Annotated in this window: 16 protein-coding genes, 1 pseudogene and 1 riboswitch; of the genes and pseudogenes, 10 read left to right on the top strand and 7 right to left on the bottom strand. The window is 71.1% G+C overall.

The window, feature by feature from the left end; genetic code table 11:
* The 4 genes and pseudogenes from QWM81_RS29300 to def all read left to right on the top strand — a co-directional run.
* Nucleotides 1-152: pseudogene (locus QWM81_RS29300) on the top strand (glycoside hydrolase domain-containing protein); the annotation flags it as partial.
* Nucleotides 140-1,366, top strand: coding sequence for an HD-GYP domain-containing protein (locus tag QWM81_RS23560; RefSeq protein WP_290114325.1), 1,227 nt, complete (start codon nucleotides 140-142; stop codon nucleotides 1,364-1,366). The pseudogene QWM81_RS29300 and the gene QWM81_RS23560, both read left to right, overlap by 13 nt.
* Before the next feature lie 97 nt (nucleotides 1,367-1,463).
* The gene (locus QWM81_RS23565) at nucleotides 1,464-2,444 is read left to right on the top strand and encodes a tetratricopeptide repeat protein (protein WP_290114377.1); all 981 of its coding nucleotides are present in this window, start codon (nucleotides 1,464-1,466) and stop codon (nucleotides 2,442-2,444) included.
* Nucleotides 2,445-2,519: 75 nt separating this feature from the next.
* Nucleotides 2,520-3,149, top strand: coding sequence for a peptide deformylase (def, locus tag QWM81_RS23570; protein WP_290114326.1), 630 nt, complete (start codon nucleotides 2,520-2,522; stop codon nucleotides 3,147-3,149).
* 65 nt (nucleotides 3,150-3,214) lie between these two features.
* Here def and QWM81_RS23575 read toward each other — a convergent pair whose 3' ends face one another.
* From QWM81_RS23575 to QWM81_RS23600, 6 genes are all read right to left on the bottom strand, one after another.
* The gene (locus QWM81_RS23575; protein ID WP_290114327.1) at nucleotides 3,215-4,228 is read right to left on the bottom strand and encodes a ribonucleotide-diphosphate reductase subunit beta; all 1,014 of its coding nucleotides are present in this window, start codon (nucleotides 4,226-4,228) and stop codon (nucleotides 3,215-3,217) included.
* Nucleotides 4,228-6,600, bottom strand: coding sequence for a ribonucleoside-diphosphate reductase subunit alpha (locus QWM81_RS23580; RefSeq protein ID WP_290114328.1), 2,373 nt, complete (start codon nucleotides 6,598-6,600; stop codon nucleotides 4,228-4,230). Before QWM81_RS23580 ends, QWM81_RS23575 begins: the two co-directional genes overlap by 1 nt.
* Before the next feature lie 137 nt (nucleotides 6,601-6,737).
* Nucleotides 6,738-6,860: riboswitch (cobalamin riboswitch) on the bottom strand.
* 66 nt (nucleotides 6,861-6,926) lie between these two features.
* Nucleotides 6,927-7,427, bottom strand: coding sequence for a GNAT family N-acetyltransferase (locus QWM81_RS23585; RefSeq protein WP_290114329.1), 501 nt, complete (start codon nucleotides 7,425-7,427; stop codon nucleotides 6,927-6,929).
* Nucleotides 7,428-7,519: 92 nt separating this feature from the next.
* Nucleotides 7,520-7,744, bottom strand: a complete 225-nt coding sequence (locus tag QWM81_RS23590) for a YbdD/YjiX family protein (protein WP_435372436.1) — start codon at nucleotides 7,742-7,744, stop codon at nucleotides 7,520-7,522.
* Entirely contained in the window at nucleotides 7,741-9,984 is a 2,244-nt protein-coding gene (locus tag QWM81_RS23595; RefSeq protein WP_290114331.1) for a carbon starvation CstA family protein, read from the bottom strand. The genes QWM81_RS23590 and QWM81_RS23595 overlap by 4 nt, the downstream gene beginning before the upstream one ends.
* 130 nt (nucleotides 9,985-10,114) lie before the next feature.
* The gene (locus QWM81_RS23600; protein WP_290114332.1) at nucleotides 10,115-10,879 is read right to left on the bottom strand and encodes a GntR family transcriptional regulator; all 765 of its coding nucleotides are present in this window, start codon (nucleotides 10,877-10,879) and stop codon (nucleotides 10,115-10,117) included.
* A gap of 286 nt (nucleotides 10,880-11,165) precedes the next feature.
* Between QWM81_RS23600 and QWM81_RS23605 the strand changes: the two genes are divergently transcribed.
* The 4 genes from QWM81_RS23605 to QWM81_RS23620 all read left to right on the top strand — a co-directional run bounded on the left by QWM81_RS23605 (nucleotide 11,166) and on the right by QWM81_RS23620 (nucleotide 16,094).
* Nucleotides 11,166-12,452 carry an extracellular solute-binding protein gene (locus QWM81_RS23605; RefSeq protein ID WP_290114333.1) on the top strand — a complete coding sequence of 429 codons (1,287 nt, stop codon included), beginning with the start codon at nucleotides 11,166-11,168 and terminating at the stop codon, nucleotides 12,450-12,452.
* Between the two features lie 209 nt (nucleotides 12,453-12,661).
* Entirely contained in the window at nucleotides 12,662-13,684 is a 1,023-nt protein-coding gene (locus QWM81_RS23610; protein WP_290114334.1) for a carbohydrate ABC transporter permease, read from the top strand.
* Nucleotides 13,681-14,547 carry a carbohydrate ABC transporter permease gene (locus QWM81_RS23615; protein ID WP_435372437.1) on the top strand — a complete coding sequence of 289 codons (867 nt, stop codon included), beginning with the start codon at nucleotides 13,681-13,683 and terminating at the stop codon, nucleotides 14,545-14,547. Before QWM81_RS23610 ends, QWM81_RS23615 begins: the two co-directional genes overlap by 4 nt.
* Nucleotides 14,548-14,555: 8 nt before the next feature.
* Nucleotides 14,556-16,094, top strand: coding sequence for a glycoside hydrolase family 3 protein (locus tag QWM81_RS23620; RefSeq protein WP_290114335.1), 1,539 nt, complete (start codon nucleotides 14,556-14,558; stop codon nucleotides 16,092-16,094).
* Nucleotides 16,095-16,171: 77 nt separating this feature from the next.
* On the opposite strand, the gene nagB is transcribed toward QWM81_RS23620, so the two are convergent.
* Nucleotides 16,172-16,957, bottom strand: coding sequence for a glucosamine-6-phosphate deaminase (gene nagB / locus QWM81_RS23625; protein ID WP_290114336.1), 786 nt, complete (start codon nucleotides 16,955-16,957; stop codon nucleotides 16,172-16,174).
* A gap of 101 nt (nucleotides 16,958-17,058) precedes the next feature.
* Here nagB and QWM81_RS23630 point away from each other — a divergent pair, with 101 nt between their 5' ends.
* Together QWM81_RS23630 and QWM81_RS23635 are read left to right on the top strand one after the other, a co-directional pair.
* Complete coding sequence (locus QWM81_RS23630) at nucleotides 17,059-18,108, top strand: SIS domain-containing protein (RefSeq protein ID WP_290114337.1); 1,050 nt, start codon at nucleotides 17,059-17,061, stop codon at nucleotides 18,106-18,108.
* Nucleotides 18,109-18,431: 323 nt separating this feature from the next.
* Nucleotides 18,432-19,916 (top strand): PAS domain-containing sensor histidine kinase, encoded by a 1,485-nt coding sequence (locus QWM81_RS23635; protein ID WP_290114379.1) that lies wholly within the window; start codon nucleotides 18,432-18,434, stop codon nucleotides 19,914-19,916.
* Nucleotides 19,917-19,974: the final 58 nt, after the last annotated feature.

Consider the following 19,974-nt stretch of genomic DNA (forward strand, 5'->3'; position numbering starts at 1 on the left):
TGATGACCGGCACGTCGTCGGACGTGGCGTTCGCCGACGCGTACGTCAAGGGCGTCGACTTCGACGCGGAGGCGGCGTACGAGGCGGCGCTGAAGAACGCGACGGTGGTGCCGCCCTCGTCGGGCGGGCCGTCAGGGGCGTGCACGCCGCCGCCGGCGCCGTCGCCGGGGCGGGGCTCGGGTGGACCCTGTGGCACGGGGTCGCCCAGCCCGGGACCGCCCTCGCCTTCGGGCTCCTCGTCACCGTCGGGGAACTCGCCCGCTGGGGCGCCGGGCCCGGCGCCCGGGAGCCCGCGCCCCTGGCGGCCGCCGGGGCACTGGCGTACGCCCTGCTCGGCGAGTGCGCCGGGCGGCCCACCGACCACGGCGTCGCGCAGATCGTCGCCGTCGTCGTCGCGGGCGCCCTCGTCGGAGCCGTACCGCAGGTGGCCCGGGGGCGGGCGGCCGCGCTCGACCACGTGGCGCGGCGGGTGCTCACGGCCGGCTTCGCGGCGGTGTGCTTCCAGCCCCTGTACAACTCGGGCGAACTCCTCCAGGCCCTCGGGCGCGGCCCGTACTATGCGCTGTTCCTGCTGGTCCTGCTCCTGCTGACCGCCCTGTGCGACGCCGTGCTCGCCGCCCTGATGCTGCGCGCCCGCACCTGCCCGGCACCCGGCCCGTACGGGCCCTTCCTCCGCGACGAGCTGCGCGCGCTGATGGGTGTCGGTTCCGCCGTGTGCGCGACCGGCGCCGTGATGGCCCTGGCCGTGGCCGTCGCCGGACTGTGGGCCCTGCCCGTCTTCTGCGTACCGCTGCTGCTCACCCAGCTCTCCCTGCGCCGGTACGCCGCCGTCCGCGACACCTACCGCCAGACCATCGCCTCCCTCGCGCGTGCCACCGAGGTCGCCGGGTACACGTCCCCCGGACACGCTCACCGGGTGGCGGCCCTCAGCCGTGCCGTGGGGCGCGAGCTGGGGCTGTCGGGGCCCGACCTGACCGTTCTGGAGTACGCCGCACTCATGCACGACATCGGACAGCTCTCCCTGGTCGACCCGGTACCGGAGGGTGCCACCGCCCTCCTCCCGGAGGCCGAACAGCGCCGTATCGCGCTGCTCGGCGGCGCCGTGGTGCGCCAGACCGGTGTCCCCGAGGCCGTCGCGGTCGTCGTGGAGCGGCAGGCCGACCCGTACCGCGAACAGCCGCTGCCCGCCCGCATCGTCCGCGCCGTCAACGCATACGACGACCTGTCCCGGGAAAGCGCCGACGGGGCGCTGTGCGCGCTGGAACGGCTGCGGCTGGGCACGGCCCGGGACTATCACCCGAAGGTGGTGGAGTCACTCGCCAGAGTCCTCGCCCGGGGCGGCGTCGCGGGCCCGGCGCCTGGGTAACCCATGGGTAATGAGCGGGCCCGCGACCGGGCATGGTTGGATGCGAACAAGAGGGTGTCCGGGGGCAGTGACCTTCAGCGACCGGCAGGCGGGAATCGTGAGGATCTTCGGGAAGGTACGGCATCGGCCCTCCGCCTCGTGGCGGCAGGCCACCGACCGCGCGTTCACGCTGATCGGGGACGGGCGGTACGAGGACGCGGGCGCGCTGCTGACGCGGGCGGCGGACCTGGAGCCCTGGCTCTCGGAGTCGTGGTTCAACCTGGCGCTCCTGCACAAGTTCCGGCACGACTGGGAGCAGGCGCGCACCGCGGGGCTGCGGGCCGTCGCCCTGCTCGACAAGGACACCGGGGCCCCCGACTGGTGGAACGTCGGCATCGCCGCCACCGCGCTCCAGGACTGGCCGCTGGCCCGCCGCGCCTGGCAGGCGTACGGGCTGAAGGTCCCCGGGGCCGCCGCGGGCGGCGGGGAGCCCGCCGGGATGGAGCTGGGCAGCGCCGCCGTGCGGCTGTCGCCCGAGGGCGAGGCCGAGGTGGTGTGGGGCCGCAGGCTGGACCCGGCCAGGATCGAGGTCCTGTCCATCCCGCTGCCGTCCTCGGGCCGGCGCTGGGGCGAGGTCGTCCTGCACGACGGCGTCCCGCACGGCGAGCGGACCACATCGGCCGGGCACAGCTTCCCCGTGTTCGACGAGATCGAACTGTGGGCGCCTTCTCCCGTACCGACCTGGGTGGTGCTCCTGGAGGCGGCCACCGAGGACGACCGGGACGCCCTGGAGCGGCTCGCGGCCGACGCGGGGTTCGCCGCCGAGGACTGGTCGTCGTCGGTACGGCTGCTGTGCCGGGCGTGCTCGGAGTCGCGGATGCCCAGCGCCGAGGGCGAGGGCGAGCACCTGGACCCGCACGACCACAGCGAGCCGGGGCACCCGGGGCCGCTCGGGCACCGCTCGCCGGGCGAGCTGTGGGTGCCGGAGCGCGAGTGCGGCATCGCGGCGCCCGCCGGCCTGGTGCGGGGGCTGCTGGACGGCTGGGTGGCGGACAGCCCGGACAGCCGTGAGTGGCGGGATCTCGAAGAAGTCTGCTGACCCCTGCCCGTAGGCTGTACTCGCTCACATCGGCACATCGTGACATCGGGTACTCAGGAAGGCGCAGAGGCGGACATGGCGCAGCAGGAGACGGACCAGCAGCTGAACGACGGGTTCGTCGTGGACACGGAGGACTGCGAGGAGCGGGAGCGCGCGTACCGCGAGCGCGGCACCTCCCGCCCGATCACGGTCGTCGGCAACCCGGTGCTGCACAAGGAGTGCAAGGACGTCACCGAGTTCGGCGACGAGCTGGCGCGGCTCATCGACGACATGTTCGCCAGCCAGCGGACGGCGGAGGGCGTGGGCCTGGCCGCCAACCAGATCGGTGTCGACCTGAAGGTCTTCGTCTACGACTGCATGGACGACGAGGGCGTACGGCACGTGGGCGTCGTCTGCAACCCGGTCCTGGAGGAGCTGGCGCCCGAGCAGCGCGTCCTGGACGACTCCAACGAGGGCTGCCTGTCCGTGCCCGGCGCGTACGCCTCGCTGCCGCGGCCGGACTACGCCGTGGTGCGCGGCCAGGACGCGAAGGGCAACCCCATCAAGGTGCGCGGCACCGGGTACTTCGCCCGCTGCCTCCAGCACGAGACGGACCACCTGTACGGGTACCTGTACATCGACCGGCTCTCGAAGCGGGACCGCAAGGACGCCCTGCGGCAGATGGCCGAGGGCACCCCGCGCTACCCGGTCGTCCCGAACGACTGATCCCTACCGCACGCGCAAGGGCCCCGCTCGCATCGAGCGGGGCCCTTCGGCGTACGCGAACGGGATCAGAAGTCCTCGTCCAGGTCGACGGACCCCTCCACCGCCACCTGGTACGCGGACGGGCGGCGCTCGAAGAAGTTGGTCAGCTCCTGGACGCCCTGGAGTTCCATGAAGGAGAAGGGGTTCTCCGAGCCGTACACCGGGGCGAAGCCCAGGCGCGTCAGGCGCTGGTCGGCCACGCACTCCAGGTACTGGCGCATCGACTCGGTGTTCATGCCCGGCAGGCCGTCACCGCACAGGTCGCGGCCGAACTGGAGCTCCGCCTCGACGGCCTCCTTCAGCATGTCGGTGACCTGCTGCTGGAGTTCGTCGTCGAAGAGCTCCGGCTCCTCCTTGCGGACGGTGTCCACGACCTCGAACGCGAAGTTCATGTGCATCGTCTCGTCGCGGAACACCCAGTTGGTGCCGGTCGCCAGGCCGTGCAGCAGACCGCGCGAGCGGAACCAGTACACGTACGCGAAGGCGCCGTAGAAGAACAGGCCCTCGATGCAGGCGGCGAAGCAGATCAGGTTGAGCAGGAAGCGGCGCCGGTCGGCCTTCGTCTCCAGCCGCTCGATCTTCTCCACGGAGTCCATCCAGCGGAAGCAGAACTGCGCCTTCTCGCGGATGGAGGGGATGTTCTCGACGGCGGCGAACGCCGCCGTGCGGTCCTCCGGGTCGGGCAGGTAGGTGTCGAGCAGCGTCAGATAGAACTGGACGTGCACGGCCTCCTCGAACAGCTGCCGCGACAGGTACAGCCGCGCCTCGGGGGAGTTGATGTGCTTGTAGAGCGTCAGCACCAGGTTGTTCGCGACGATCGAGTCGCCGGTCGCGAAGAACGCGACCAGCCGGCCGATCAGGTGCTGCTCGCCCGGCGTGAGCCTGGCGAGGTCGGCGACGTCGGAGTGGAGGTCGACCTCCTCCACGGTCCAGGTGTTCTTGATGGCGTCCCGGTAGCGCTCGTAGAAGTCGGGGTAGCGCATCGGGCGCAGGGTCAGCTCGAACCCCGGGTCCAGCAGGTTCTTCTCGGTGTCACTCATTACTGGCAGGCCTCGCAGGACTCGGGGTTTTCCAGGGAGCAGGCGACGGCGTCGGGCTCGGCGGCCTGCTGGACGGGGATGGGGGTCGCGGACGCCGCGCGGGCGATCCTGGTCGCCGGGCGTGAGCGCAGGTAGTACGTCGTCTTCAGCCCCTGCTTCCAGGCGTACGCGTACATCGACGACAGCTTGCCGATGGTCGGCGTCTCCAGGAACAGGTTCAGCGACTGCGACTGGTCCAGGAACGGGGTGCGGGCGGCCGCCATGTCGATCAGGCCGCGCTGCGGGATCTCCCACGCCGTCCGGTACAGCTCGCGCACCTCGGCCGGGATCCAGGTGAAGCCCTGCACCGAGCCGCTGGACTCGCGCAGCGCCTCACGGGTCTGCGCGTCCCACACCCCCAGTCGCTTCAGCTCGGCCACCAGGTAGGAGTTGACCTGGAGGAACTCACCCGACAGCGTCTCGCGCTTGAACAGGTTCGACACCTGCGGCTCGACGCACTCGTACACGCCCGCGATCGAGGCGATCGTCGCGGTCGGCGCGATGGCGAGGAGCAGCGAGTTGCGCATGCCGACGGCGGCGATGCGCTCGCGCAGGGCCGCCCACCGCTCCGGCCAGGTCAGCTCCACGTCGTAGTGGTCGGGGTGCAGGACACCGCGCGCGGTGCGGGTCTTCTCCCAGGCGGGCAGCGGGCCATTGCGCTCGGCGAGGTCGGCCGACGCCTCGTACGCCGCCAGCATGATCCGCTCGGCGATACGGGTCGACAGGGCACGCGCCTCGGGCGAGTCGAACGGCAGCTTCAGCTGGAAGAAGACGTCCTGGAGGCCCATCGCGCCCAGGCCCACCGGACGCCACTTGGCGTTGGAGCGCCCGGCCTGCTCGGTGGGGTAGAAGTTGATGTCGACGACCCGGTCGAGGAACGTGACGGCGGTACGGACGGTCTCGTCGAGCCGCTCCCAGTCGATGTCCCCACCGGCCACGAACGCGCCCAGGTTGACCGAGCCCAGGTTGCAGACCGCGGTCTCTCCGTCGTCCGTGACCTCCAGGATCTCGGTGCACAGGTTGGAGGAGTGGACGGTGTGGCCCGGCTCGGCGGTCTGGTTGGCCGTACGGTTCGAGGCGTCCTTGAAGGTCATCCAGCCGTTGCCGGTCTGGGCGAGGGTCCGCATCATCCGCCCGTACAGGTCACGTGCCGGCATCGTCTTGCGGGCCAGGCCCGCCGCCTCCGCCTCGCGGTACGCCGCGTCGAACTCCTCGCCCCACAGGTCGACCAGCTCGGGCACGTCCGCGGGCGAGAACAGCGACCACTCGGCGTCGGCGTTGACCCGGCGCATGAACTCGTCCGGGATCCAGTGCGCCAGGTTCAGGTTGTGCGTACGCCGCGCGTCCTCGCCCGTGTTGTCGCGCAGCTCCAGGAACTCCTCGATGTCCGCGTGCCAGGTCTCCAGGTAGACGGCGGCCGCGCCCTTGCGGCGCCCGCCCTGGTTCACGGCCGCGACCGAGGCGTCCAGCGTCTTCAGGAACGGCACGATGCCGTTGGAGTGGCCGTTGGTGCCGCGGATCAGCGAACCCCGGGCGCGGATGCGGGAGTAGGACAGGCCGATGCCGCCCGCGTGCTTGGACAGCCGCGCGACCTGGTGGTACCGGTCATAGATCGAGTCCAGTTCGTCCAGCGGCGAGTCCAGCAGGTAGCAGGAGGACATCTGCGGGTGCCTGGTGCCGGAGTTGAACAGCGTGGGCGATGAGGGCAGGTAGTCCAGCCGGCTCATCAGCCGGTACAGCGCCGCGACCTCCTCCAGCGCCCGTACGGAGTCGTCCTCCGCCAGCCCGGCGGCGACGCGCAGCATGAAGTGCTGCGGTGTCTCGATCACCTTGCGGGTGATCGGGTGCCGGAGCAGGTAGCGCGAGTACAGCGTGCGCAGCCCGAAGTAGCCGAAGCGGTCATCGGCGGCCGGGTCGACGAGCGCGTCCAGCCGGTCCGTGTGCGTCGTGACGAACGCGGCCGTACGGTCCGCGATCAGGCCCTCCCGGTGCCCGACGGCCACCGACGCCGAGAAGGAGACCGCGCCCTGGCCCGCCGCCTCGTCGGCGATCGTCCGGGTCAGCAGCCGGGCCGCGAGCCGCGAGTACGCCGGGTCCTCGGCGATCAGACCGGCGGCCGCCTCGGTGGCCAGCTCCCGCAACTCCGCCTCGTCCGACCCGGCGTGCCGGCCGCGCAGCGCGGCGGCGGCGACCCGGCCCGGGTCGGTGTCGGGCAGATCGGCGGTGAGGTCGGTCAGGGTCCGCAGCAGTACGGTCCCGGGTCCGTCGCTTCCGTCGTTTCCGTCGCTCTCGATCGCGATCGCTGAGGCCGGATCGGCTGGCGCGATGGTCACGTGGGGGCTCTCCCTCGCTCGGCTCGGGGCCGCGCGGCCGCGGGCAGGGGAGCGGGCGCGCCCGGGCACAGGGGCGCATGCACCGCGTCCACCGGCCCACTCCGCGAGGCCCGGACGTCTTGGCACCCGGGCCGGACGGTCCGGGCGCGCTGTCGGCAGGTCCTCGGACTCGCACGCACCCAAAGGCACACCAACACACCGTTGCGGGACAGTTCCGGATTCGCACCGGATTCCCCTGCGGCGACAGCGAGGTCGAGCATACATGTGGGGGGCGCCCATTGAGGCACCCCCCACATGTTGTGTCTCGCCGCACAACTGGCGGTCGGTCAGCACTCCAGCGCGTACGTACGGAGGGTGACGCCCGGGACCGGCCGCCAGTCCCGCTCGGGGGTCCGTACGAACCCCAGCCGCTCATAGATCCGGTGCGCCGCGCCCATGGACTGCCGGGCCGACAGCACCAGCCGCGCGCATCCGTCCGCCGCACGCGCCCGCTCCACACACGCCCGTACGAGAGCCTCGCCCGCGCCCCGCCCCCGGGCCTCCGGCGCCACCGCGAGCATCCGCAGCTCCGCCTCGCCGTCCCGGGCGAGCTCGGCCCACGGCCCGCCGCCCGTCACGAAGGTGACCCCGCCCACCACCCGCTCGTCCTCGCCGACCGCGACCAGCACCTCGGCCTCGGCGGCCCGCCGGGTCACGTCCCGCAGCTCGATCAGGTACTCGTCGCTCTCCCCGAAGTCCAGCAGCCCGTCGCCCAGATACGCCTGGGCGGTGACCTCGCCGAGCGTCCCGTGTTCCTCCGGCCGTACCGCCCTGATGGTGATGTCCATGGTCCGAGTGTGGACGCGCACGGCGACGGGCCGCCGCATTTCCGTCTCCGGAATCGCGGCGGCCCGTCGCCGTGCGTCGTGCGGTCACCCGCTCAGCAGCAGCGGAACCCGTCCCGTGGATCGGCCTCCCGCGCGTCGGTGCGCCGCCGCTCGAACTCCCGCCGGGTCATGACCTCGGCGTCCGGGTCGCAGGCCCGGGCGTGGGCGACGTACTTGTCGTACACCGCCTCGCCGGACACCTCGCGGACGTACCAGCGGACCCAGCCCGCCGCGCGCCGCAGCCTGCCGCCCGGTCCCGTGGCCACCGCGCGGCTCACTTGGCGCCGCTGCCGGTCGGCACCGCCTCACCCGTGCCGCCGTCCTCGCCGCGGCCGTTCCTGCGCATGCCGCCCTCCGGGCCGAGCCCGGCGGCCACCAGTTCGGCCTTCTCCTCCGCCGTGGGGAACAGCCCGGCGGGCGCGACAAGCTTCGACTCGGTGTAGGGCGCCTCCGAGAGCTTCACTCCGGCGGGGTTGGTGACGGCCTTGAAGCAGACCCGTCCCGCGTCCGCGATCACCACGATGATGAGGAGGGCGAAGAGGGCGGAAAGGACGCCGTCGACCGTGGAGTTGGTGACGACGGTGTGCATGTCGTCCATCGACTTGGCGGGCGGCAGCACCTGCCCGGAGTCGATGCCCGCCTGGTACTTGTCCCGCTGGGCGAAGAAACCCACCCGCGGGTCCGCCGAGAAGATCTTCTGCCAGCTGGCGGTGAGCGTCACGGCCACGTCCCAGGCGAGCGGGACAGCGGTGACCCAGGCCCACTTGAGGCGGCCGGACTTGACCAGCAGCGTCGTGCAGACGGCCAGTGCCACGGCGGCCAGCAGCTGGTTGGCGATGCCGAACAGCGGGAAGAGCTGGTTGATGCCGCCCAGCGGGTCGTGCACGCCGACCCAGAGGAAGTAGCCCCAGCCGCCGACGACCACCGCGCTGGCGAACCAGACGCCCGGCTTCCAGCTGACCTGCTTGAAGGGCTTGTAGACGTTGCCCAGCATGTCCTGGAGCATGAACCGGCCCACGCGGGTGCCGGCGTCCACCGTCGTCAGGATGAACAGCGCCTCGAACATGATGGCGAAGTGGTACCAGAACGCCTTCATGGCAGTGCCGCCGACGACCGCGGAGAAGATCTCCGCCATGCCGAGCGCGAAGGTCGGCGCGCCGCCGGTCCGCGACAGCAGCGAGGCCTCCTCGACGTCCGCCGCGGCCTTCGCCAGCGCGTCGGGCGAGATGGTGAAGCCGAAGTTCGTCACCGCCTCGGAGGCGGACTGCACCGTCGTCCCGACCACGCCCGCGGGGGAGTTGATCGCGAAGTACAGCCCGGGGTCGATGATGCAGGCCGCGATCATCGCCATGACGGCGACGAACGACTCGGTGAGCATGGCCCCGTACCCGATCATCCGGATCTGGGTCTCCTTCTGGACCATCTTCGGGGTGGTGCCCGAGGAGACCAGGGAGTGGAAGCCGGAGAGCGCGCCGCACGCGATGGTGATGAAGACGAACGGGAACATCGAGCCGGCGAAGACCGGGCCGTCGCCACGGCTCGCGAAATCGGTGAACGCCGGCATCTTCAGCGTCGGCAGGGCGACGAAGACGCCGATCGCGAGCAGCGCGATCGTGCCGACCTTCATGAAGGTCGAAAGGTAGTCGCGCGGCGCGAGCAGCATCCACACCGGCAGTACGGAGGCGAGGAAGCCGTACACGATCATCCAGATGACCAGCGTGCCGGGTTCCAGCGTGAAGGTGTCGGCGAGGGAGGACTCGGCGACCCAGCCGCCCGCGACGATGGCGAGCAGCAGCAGCGCGACACCGATGAGCGAGACCTCGGTGACCCTGCCGGGCCGCAGCACCCGCAGGTAGACGCCCATGAAGAGGGCGATCGGGATGGTCATGCCGATGGAGAAGACGCCCCACGGCGAGTGCGCCAGGGCGTTGACGATGACCAGGGCCAGCACGGCCAGCAGAATGATCATGATGGCGAAGACCGCGATCAGCGCGGCGGCCCCGCCGAAGGGGCCGATCTCGTCACGGGCCATCTGGCCGAGCGAACGGCCGTTGCGGCGGGTGGAGAAGAACAGCGTCACCATGTCCTGGACGGCGCCGGCGAATATCACGCCGACGATGATCCAGATCGTGCCCGGCAGGTAGCCCATCTGCGCGGCGAGCACGGGGCCCACGAGCGGGCCCGCGCCGGCGACGGCCGCGAAGTGGTGCCCGAAGAGAACCCTGCGGTCGGTGGGGTGGAAGTCGACACCGTTGTCGAGCCGTTCGGCGGGCGTGGCGCGGGTCTTGTCGACCTTGAGCACCCGGTTCGCGATGAAGCGGGAGTAGAAGCGGTAGGCGATCGCGTACGAGCCGAGGGCGGCCGCGAGCATCCAGGCGGCCGAGATCTCCTCGCCCCGGGAGAGCGCGAGCACGCCCCAGCCTGCGGCGCCCACCAGGGCCACGAGCGACCAGATGACGACCGACCGCGGAGTGAGGCCGGTCCGTGAGGCTTTCGGTGGTGCTGACGGCTCTGGCATGGTGCGTGTCCCCTCGCTGATCACCTGTAATGCGCAGGAAATCTAGGGGAGCGCCTCGCGCAGCGTCACCCCCCGTCCGCATATCGGTACGGCAACGCTTTGGCGCCCAGCCGCCTCAGGGGCGGCACTCTCAGCCGTTCGGCCGCTTGAGCCTCGCCACGAACTTGTAGCGGTCGCCCCGGTAGACCGAGCGGACCCACTCCACCGGCTCGCCGTTCTCGTCCAGCGAGTGGCGCGAGAGCATCAGCATCGGCAGGCCCACGTCCGTGCCGAGCAGGCCGGCCTCCCTCGGTGTGGCCAGCGAGGTCTCGATGGTCTCCTCCGCCTCGGCGAGGCGGACGTCGTACACCTCCGCCAGCGCCGTGTACAGCGACGTGTACTTGACCAGCGACCTGCGCAGCGCCGGGAAGCGCTTGGCGCTCAGGTGCGTCGTCTCGATGGCCATCGGCTCGCCGCTCGCCAGCCGCAGCCGCTCGATGCGCAGGACGCGCCCGCCAGGCGCGATGTCGAGCAGCCCCGCGAGCGTGTCGTCGGCCGTCACGTACCCGATGTCGAGGAGCTGCGAGGTGGGCTCCAGGCCCTGGGCGCGCATGTCCTCGGTGTACGAGGTGAGCTGGAGCGCCTGCGAGACCTTCGGCTTGGCGACGAACGTGCCCTTGCCCTGGATGCGCTCCAGCCGCCCCTCGACGACCAGTTCCTGGAGCGCCTGGCGCACGGTCGTGCGGGACGTGTCGAACTCGGCGGCGAGCGTGCGCTCGGGCGGCACCGGCGTACCCGGGGGCATGGTCTCCGTCATGTCCAGCAAGTGCCGCTTGAGCCGGTAGTACTTGGGCACCCGAGCGGTGCGGGTGGCTGCCCCGCTCTCGGCCTGGGTGCCGCCCCCGTCCGTGGCCATGGCCCGCCTTCCCGACTGCTGCGCTGGTGCCGTCACCGGCTCCTCCGTCCCTTGCGGCTCACATGGTGGCACGGACCGGTCACGGGTCGTCGCCCTCCCTCAGGTGTCGGTCCGGTAACGGAGCCGACTGCCCTTCTTATACACCCTTGACACCCCTAAAGGTCTAGGCCAAGCTCCGGGTTACTGGTCTAAACCATTAAAGACCACGTCCCAGTCCCACGAGCGCTACTCGTCGTATGGCTTCGCGGTGGGGGCAGGGGTTGCAGGCATCCCTGAGGAGGGTGGCGTGAAGCGCAAGCTCGTCGCGGCGATAGGTGCCGCGGGCATGATGGTCGGCGTTGCCGCGTGTGGCTCGGACGACGGCAAGGGGGGCGGCACCGGCGCCGGGGGCGACAAGACCCTGACCGTCTGGGTCATGGACGGCTCGGCTCCCGACGCCTGGATCAAGGACGTCAACAAGCAGTTCGAGGCCACGCACAAGGGCGTCAAGGTCAAGGTCGAGGAACAGCAGTGGAACGGCATCCAGGAGAAGGTCACCACGGCCCTCTCCGAGGACACCCCGCCGGACGTCCTGGAGCTGGGTAACACCCAGACGGCCGGGTACGCCGCCACCGGCGGCCTCGCCGACCTCACCGAGGACAAGGCCGCGCTCGGCTACGACGGCTGGAACAAGGGCATGCTCGCCTCCAACGAGCTGGACGGAAAGCTCTACTCCGCCCCCTGGTACGCCGCCAACCGCGTTGTCGTCTACGACAAGGCCGCCTTCAAGAAGGCCGGCGTGACCCCGCCGAAGACCCGGGCCGAGTGGATCGAGGGCCTGAAGAAGATCAAGGCGTCCGACCCCAAGACGCAGCCCATCTACCTGCCCGGCCAGAGCTGGTACGTCTACGCCGGCTTCGTGTGGGACGAGGGCGGCGACCTCGCCGTCAAGGACGGCGACACGTGGAAGGGCAACCTGTCCTCCCCCCAGGCCGTGGCCGCCATGAACTTCTACAAGGAGCTCCAGTCGTACTCGACCGCTCCGAAGGACAAGGACGAGGCCACCCCGCAGCAGTCCACCGACATCGTCCCCAAGGGCGGCGTCGCGTCCTGGATCGGCCTCGGCTGGGAGGCCGGCGGCGCGATCGAGGCGATGAAGAAGGCCGGCAAGACCGCCGACTTCGGCTACTTCCCGATCCCGGGCAAGACCGCGGACAAGCCGGGCTCCGTCTTCTTCGGCGGCTCGAACCTCGCGGTGTCCGAGCGCTCGCGGAACAAGGACCTGGCCAAGGAGTGGCTGGCCCTGGCCGCCGGCAAGGAGCAGATGGCCAAGTACGCCGCGGCCACCCAGGGCGCGCTGCTCCCCAACAACGACGCCGCGCAGTTCACCCCGGCCGCCGGTTCGTTCGCCGAGGCGATGGCCAAGGCCGCGCCCGTCGGCAGGATCACCCCGGTCACGCCGGGCTGGGCGAACGTCGAGACCGCGCCCAACCCGATCAAGGACTACATGACCAAGGTGCTCAAGGGTGAGGACGCCAAGAAGGCCGGCGAGGCGGCCGACAAGGTGATCACCGAGCGCATCAACCAGCAGTAGCGGCAAGCAGGACCAGCGCCGGTACCAGCAGCCCCGGTACCAGTAGTGCCGGTAGCGGCAAGCGCCGCCAGCAGTACGCCGTAGCAGTAGCCGTAGCCGCCCGGTGGCGCGACCGGTGACCACGCCGGTCGCCCCACCGGGTCATCGCAGTGGCCGGCGGGCGCGGACCGCCCCCGAGCGGCGAGCCCAGAACCGCGAGGAAGAACACCATGACCGTGGACTCCCAGGGAGCGCCGACCGCCGCTCCTCAGGACGCGTCCGGGAGGGCGCCGGGAACGTCGAAGACCCTGCTGCCCCCGTCCGGCTCGAAACCCGTCCCGCGGCCCGCTCGCGGCAGACGCTCCCTGCCCGGCGGAGCGCTGCCGTACCTGCTGATCGCCCCCGCCATCCTCTCCATGGCGGTGCTGCTGCTCTATCCGCTGGTCCGCAATGTGATCCTCTCCTTCCAGCAGGTCAACCGGAAGGAGTTCATCACCCGCCGCCCCGAGTGGATCGGCGTCGACAACTACACGCAGCTGCTGGGCGATGCGGACTTCTGGACCGTCGTGGTCCGCAGCGTCGCGTTCACCGCCGCCAATGTCGTCCTCATCATGGGCATCGGCACCCTGATCGGTCTGCTGCTCAACCGGCTCGGCAAGGCGATGCGCCTGGTCCTCTCGCTGGCGCTGATGATGGCCTGGGCCATGCCGATCGTCGCCTCCGTCACCGTCTTCCGGTGGCTGTTCGACGAACAGTTCGGCGTCGTCAACTGGCTGATGCGCACGCTCGGTTTCGCCGGGTACGACCAGCACAACTGGTTCGAGAGCGGCTTCTCCACCCTCGTCATCGTCACCGTCCTGGTGGTCTGGGGCTCGGTGCCGTTCGTCGCGCTCAACATGTACGCCGGCCTCACCACCGTAGGGTCAGAGCTGTACGAGGCGGCGAGGATGGACGGCGCGAACGGCTGGCGGACCTTCTGGTCCGTCGTCTTCCCCAACCTGAAGCCCTTCTTCATGATCACCACATTCCTGGAGATCATCTGGGTCTTCAAGGCCTTCGCGCAGGTGTACGCCATGAACCTCGGCGGCCCGGACCGCGGCTCCGAGACCCTCCCCGTCTACGCCTACATCGAGGGGCAGGGCCAGGCGCACTACGGCCTCGCCGCGGCCATCTCCGTACTGACCATCGTCATGCTGATCGCGGCCATGTCCTTCTACTTCCGCCTGATCCTGAAGCAGGAGGAGGAGCAGTGAGCACCCACAGCCAGACCCCCCAGGTCCTCCGCCGCAGAAAGCCGCTGCGGCCCGGGGGGATCGCCAAGAACCTCACCGCGACCGTCCTCGCCGTGCTGTTCGTCTTCCCCGTCTACTGGATGTTCTCCTCGTCGCTGAAGCCGCAGAGCGAGATCATGACCAAGGACCCGGTCTTCCTCTTCACGCCGACGACCGGCAACTACACGACCGCGACCGGTGTCGACCTGTTCTGGACCTATGTGCGCAACAGCCTCACCGTCACGGCCGGCGCGGTGCTCCTCGCCCTGGTCGTCGCCCTCGCGGCGAGCTTCGCCCTCGCCCGGATGAGGTTTCGCGGCCGCAAGGGCCTGGTCCTGGTGGTGATGATGGCGCAGATGGCCCCCTGGGAGGTCATGGTCATCGCGATGTACATGATCGCCCGGGACAACGACATGCTGAACAGCATCCCGCTGCTCACCCTCATCTACTTCGTCATGGTGCTGCCCTTCACCATCTGGACCCTGCGCGGCTTCATCGCCGCCGTCCCGGTGGAGCTGGAGGAGGCCGCCCAGATCGACGGCTGCACGCGTGGCCAGGCGTTCCGCAAGGTGATCTTCCCGCTGCTCGCGCCGGGCCTGATGTCCACCTCGCTCTTCGGCTTCATCACGGCCTGGAACGAGTTCGCGATGATCCTGATGCTCAACAAGGAGAAGGAGTCGCAGACCCTGACGCTCTGGCTCACGCAGTTCCAGACCGCGTTCGGCAGCGACTGGGGCGCCACCATGGCCGCCTCGACGCTCTTCGCCCTCCCCGTGCTCGTTGTCTTCCTCTTCCTCCAGCGCCGCGCCGTCGGCGGCATGACCGCCGGCGCAGTGAAGGGATAACGCCGCTCATGACGACTCTCGTGCCCGGAAGTCCGACACTGACCCGCGACGCGCTCACCGTCCTCCAGCCCGGGTTCACCGGCACCACCGCGCCCGACTGGCTGCTGCGCCGCATCGGCGAAGGGCTGTGCGCCGTCGGCCTGTTCGGCCGCAACATCGCCTCCCCCGGCCAACTCGCCGCGCTCACCGCCCGGTTGCGGGCCGAGCGGGACGACGTCCTGGTCGCCATCGACGAGGAGGGCGGCGACGTCACCCGCCTGGAGGTGCGCGGCGGCTCCTCCTTCCCCGGCAACTTCGCGCTCGGCGCGGTCGACGACACCGGCCTCACCCGGGCCGTCGCCCACGAGCTCGGCCGCCGGCTCGCGGCCTGCGGCGTCGACCTCAACTGGGCGCCGTCCGCCGACGTCAACTCCGATCCGGACAATCCAGTCATCGGCGTGCGGTCCTTCGGCGCCGACCCGCACCTGGTGGCGCGGCACACCGTGGCGTACATCGAAGGCATGCAGGCCGCCGGGGTCGCCGCCTGCACCAAGCACTTCCCGGGCCACGGCGACACCAGTGTCGACTCGCACCACGCGATGCCCCGCATCGATGTGGACCTCGACACACTGCACGCCCGTGACCTGGTTCCCTTCCGCGCCGCGATCGCGGCGGGTTCCCAATCGGTGATGAGCGCGCATATCCTGCTCCCCGCGCTCGACCCGGACCGCCCGGCGACCCTGAGCCCGCGGATCCTCACCGGTCTGCTGCGCCAGGAGCTGGGGTACGAGGGCCTGATCGTCACCGACGGCATGGAGATGCAGGCCATCGCCTCGACGTACGGCATCGAGCGCGGCTCCGTCCTCGCGATCGCCGCGGGCGCCGACGCGCTGTGCGTCGGCGGCGGCCTGGCCGACGAGGGGACCGTACTGCGGTTGCGCGACGCGCTCGTCGACGCGGTACGGACCGGCGAACTGCCCGAGGAGCGGCTGGCCGACGCGGCCGCGCGGGTGCGCGCGCTGGCGTCCTGGACCCAGGCGCACCGGGCCAGGGGGGCCCAGGCGGAGCCGCGCGCGGCTTCAGAGGTGGGGGTGCCCCCAGCGAAGCGAGGGGGAGGGACCGCGCCCGGCACCGACATCGGCCTGGTGGCCGCCAGGCGCGCGCTGACCGTCACGGGCGCACCTGAGCCCTTCACCGCCCCGGCGTACGTCGCCGCCTTCACCCCGGCCGCCAACATCGCGGTCGGTGACGAGACCCCGTGGGGCGTGGGCGCCGAGCTGGCCCGGCTGCTGCCGGGGACGGCGAGCGGGACGTACGCCTGCGACGCGCCGGTGGAGCGGGTGCTGCGGGACGCGGGGGAGCGGCGGATCGTCGCGGTGGTCAGGGACGTGCACCGCCACGCCTGGATGGCCGCCGCGCTGGACGCGCTGCTGGCGGCGCGCCCGGACACGGTGGTCGTGGAGATGGGCGTCGACCAGGCGCCGCCGCGCGGGGCGCTGCACATCGCGACGCACGGGGCGGCGCGGGTGTGCGGGACGGCGGCGGCGGAGGTCATCGCGGGCGCGTGAGCCGTACGGAAAGGGCCGGTACCCCAAGCGGGGTACCGGCCCTTTCCGGTGCGTGCGCCACCGCGCCCCGCCAGGGATCAGATGCCTTGCCAGGACGGCTTGTTGGCGTAGGTGTGCCGGAAGTAGTCGGCGAGCTTCAGCTTGGACGCGGCCGCCTCGTCCACCACCACCGTGGCGTGCGGGTGCAGCTGGAGGGCGGAGGCGGGTACGAGGGCGGCGACCGGGCCCTCGACGGTCTGCGCCACGGCCTCGGCCTTGCCCTCGCCGGTGGCGAGGAGGACCAGGTGGCGGGCCTCCAGGATGGTGCCGATGCCCTGGGTGATGACGTGGTGCGGCACCTGGTCGATGTCGCCGCCGAAGAAGCGCGCGTTGTCGACGCGGGTCTGTTCGGTCAGCGTCTTGATCCGCGTACGGGAGGCGAGGGAGGAGCACGGCTCGTTGAAGCCGATGTGCCCGTCGGTGCCGATGCCGAGTATCTGGAGGTCCACGCCGCCCGCCTCGGCCAGCGCCCTGTCGTACGCCTCGCACGCCGCCTGGACGTCCTCGGCGGACCCGTCGGGGCCCATGAACGCGCCGGCGTCCAGTCCGAGCGGTTCGACCACCTGGCGCAGCACCGTGGAGCGGTACGACTCTGGGTGCCCGGGCGGCAGCCCGACGTACTCGTCCAGCTGGGCGACGCGGGCGCGCGAGACGTCCACGGTGCCCGCCCGGACCTTGGCGGTGAGCGCGTCGTAGATGGGCAGCGGGGTCGAGCCGGTGGCCACGCCGAGCAGAGCGTCGGGCTTGCGGCGCAGGAGCGCGGCGATGCCCTCGGCGATCAGCTCGCCGCCTGCCTTGGCGTCGGGGACGATGACAACTTCCACGATGGGCCTGCCGATCTGATGGGTGTGGTGGTATAGACCAATCTAGCAGAATGGCCCTCCCGACTGGCGGCCTGACGCAGCCCCGTGCTCGACTGGTGCGCATGAGCGAGCAGCCGGGCCGGATCATGGCGGGCGAGATGGCGGAACAGCCCGCGGTGCTGCGACGGATCCTCGACCGGGGCGCGCCGGCGATCCGCGAGGTCGCCCGGGCCGTCGCCGCACGCGGTCCCCGCTTCGTCCTGCTGACGGCACGCGGCACGTCCGACAACGCCGCCCTGTACGCCAAGTACCTGCTGGAGATCCGGCGCGGCCTGCCGTGCGGACTGACGTCCATGTCGACCACGACGGCGTACGGGGCGAGGCCCGACCTCACCGACGTCCTCGTCATCGCGGTCAGCCAGTCCGGCGGCTCGCCCGACCTGGTCGCCTCCACCGAAGCGGCGCGGGGGGCGGGGGCGGTCACCCTCGCGGTCACCAACAACGCGGACTCGCCGCTGGCGGAGGTGTCCGAGTACCACATCGACATCCTGGCCGGCCCGGAGAAGGCCCTCCCCGCGACCAAGACGTACACGGCGTCCCTGCTGGCCCTGTACCTCTTCGTCGAGGGCCTCGGCGGCGACGGCGAAGGCACCGCCGCGCGTGTCCTCCCCGAGCTGGCGGACCGGATCCTTCAGCGCCGCGCGGAGGTCCGCGCCCTGGCCGCCCGCTACCGCTTCGCCGAGCGCATGGTGATCACCTCACGCGGCTACGGCTACCCCACGGCCAAGGAAGCCGCGCTGAAGCTGATGGAGACCAGCTACATCCCCGCCCTGGCCTACTCGGGCGCCGATCTGCTGCACGGCCCGCTGGCCATGGTCGACAACATCTCGCCGGTCATCGCCGTCGTCCCGGACGGCAAGGGCGGCGAGGCCCTCCAGCCGGTCCTGGACCGGCTGCGCGGCCGGGGCGCGGACCTCATGGTCGTCGGCCCCCGCGCGCAGGTCGCGGCGGCGTCGGCCGGATTCGTGCTGCCGACGGACGGGCTCGGGGAAGAACTCCAGCCGGTCCTGGAGATCCTGCCGCTCCAGCTCCTGGCGTACGAGGTGACCATCGCCCGGGGCCAGGATCCCGACGCCCCCCGCGCCCTGGCCAAGGTCACCGAAACGCGCTGAGCCGGCGGCCCGGGAAAAACCCGCGGGCCGCGGCGCCGGGACGGGACCCTCAACCCGTCCGGCACCGCAGCCCGGAGTTGCATGGCCGTCGGGTGTGCGGTCCCGCGGCCGTGTGGAGGTCGCGGCGCAGTCAGGGCAGAGAGCGCCGGTTCCTCGATCCACCCTCCTGTGCGGGGAAGGTGGAGGCTCTACCTGTGCATTGTGGACTAGACCATTACGTCTGTCCATCCGTACGGCAGACCATATGCACGGCCCCATCCTCCACCAAGGACCGACAGAACACCAGGTTCATCCGCACAGGTACGCTCGCACATGTGCCCTCCATGAACGACCTCGTACGCCAGCACACCGCTCTGAGCGAGTCCGACCTCGAGTGGCTGCACCTGCTGGTCTCGGAGTGGCAGCTGCTCTCCGACCTCTCCTTCGCCGACCTGGTGCTGTGGGTCCCCACCCGCGACGGCACGCGGTACGTCTCCGTCGCACAGATGCGCCCCAACACCGGTCCCACCTCCTACCAGGACGACATGGTCGGCCACCTGGTCCCGCGCGGCCGCCGCCCCCTGCTCGACGCCGCCCTCGACGAGGGCCGCATCGTGCGCGAGGGCGACCCGGAGTGGCGCGAGGAAGTTCCGGTGCGCGTGGAGTCGATCCCCGTACGCAGGGAAGGCCGCGTGCTCGGAGTGATCGCGCGGAACACCAACCTGCTCACCGTCCGCACCCCCAGCCGGCTGGAGCTGACCTACCTCCAGTCCGCCTCCGACCTCGCCCAGATGATCGCGGCCGGCACCTTCCCCTTCCCCGGCCAGCAGGTCGACATGGACGCCTCGCCGCGCGCCGGCGACGGACTGATCCGGCTCGACGCGGACGGCGTCGTCCAGTACGCCTCGCCCAACGCCCTCTCCGCGTACCACCGTCTCGGCCTGGCCGCCGACCTGGTCGGCCAGCACCTCGGCCAGATCACCGCCGAACTGGCCCCCTCGCGTGGGCCGGTGGACGAGGCCCTGGTCAAGCTGGCCAGTGGCTACGCCCCGCGCGAGGCGGAGGTCGAGGGCAACGGCGGGGTCATCCAGTTGCGCGCCATCCCGCTCAAACCCAAGGGAACGCGCATCGGTTCACTGGTCCTGCTGCGGGACGTGACCGAACTGCGGCGCCGCGAGCGCGAGCTGATCACCAAGGACGCCACCATCCGGGAGATCCACCACCGGGTGAAGAACAACCTCCAGACGGTCGCCGCCCTGCTGCGTCTCCAGGCCCGCCGGATGGACACCGCCGCCGCCGGTGGCAGGAGCGCCCGGGAGGCGCTCAACGAGGCGGTACGGCGCGTCGGCTCGATCGCCATCGTGCACGAGACCCTCTCGCAGAACCTCGACGAGCGTGTCGAGTTCGACGAGATCGCCGACCGGGTGATCTCCATGGTCGCGGAGATCTCACCGGGCAAGGTCACCTGCCGCCGCAACGGCCGCTTCGGCATCCTCGACGCCGAGGTCGCCACCCCCCTGTCCATGGTCCTCACCGAGATCCTCCAGAACGCCCTGGAGCACGCCTTCGCCCCCGGCGAGCACGGCACGGTCGAAGTCTCGGCGGTACGCGGCGACGTGCGCGCCCGCGACGCCCGGCTTCTGATCACCGTTCAGGACAACGGCCGAGGACTGCCCGAGGGCTTCGACCCGCAGCGCACCGGCAACCTCGGCCTGCAGATCGTACGGACGCTGGTGGAAGGGGAGTTGGGCGGTACGTTCGACATGCAGCCCGCCCCGGAGCGCGGTACGCGCGTGGTGCTCGACATCCCCGTGGCACCACAGAAGTAGGACGCGCGCACAGCAGCGAGCCCCGGACCGTGGGAGACGGTCCGGGGCTCGAACGCTT

This window comes from Streptomyces ficellus (assembly GCF_030406405.1).
GTDB lineage: Bacteria > Actinomycetota > Actinomycetes > Streptomycetales > Streptomycetaceae > Streptomyces > Streptomyces ficellus_B.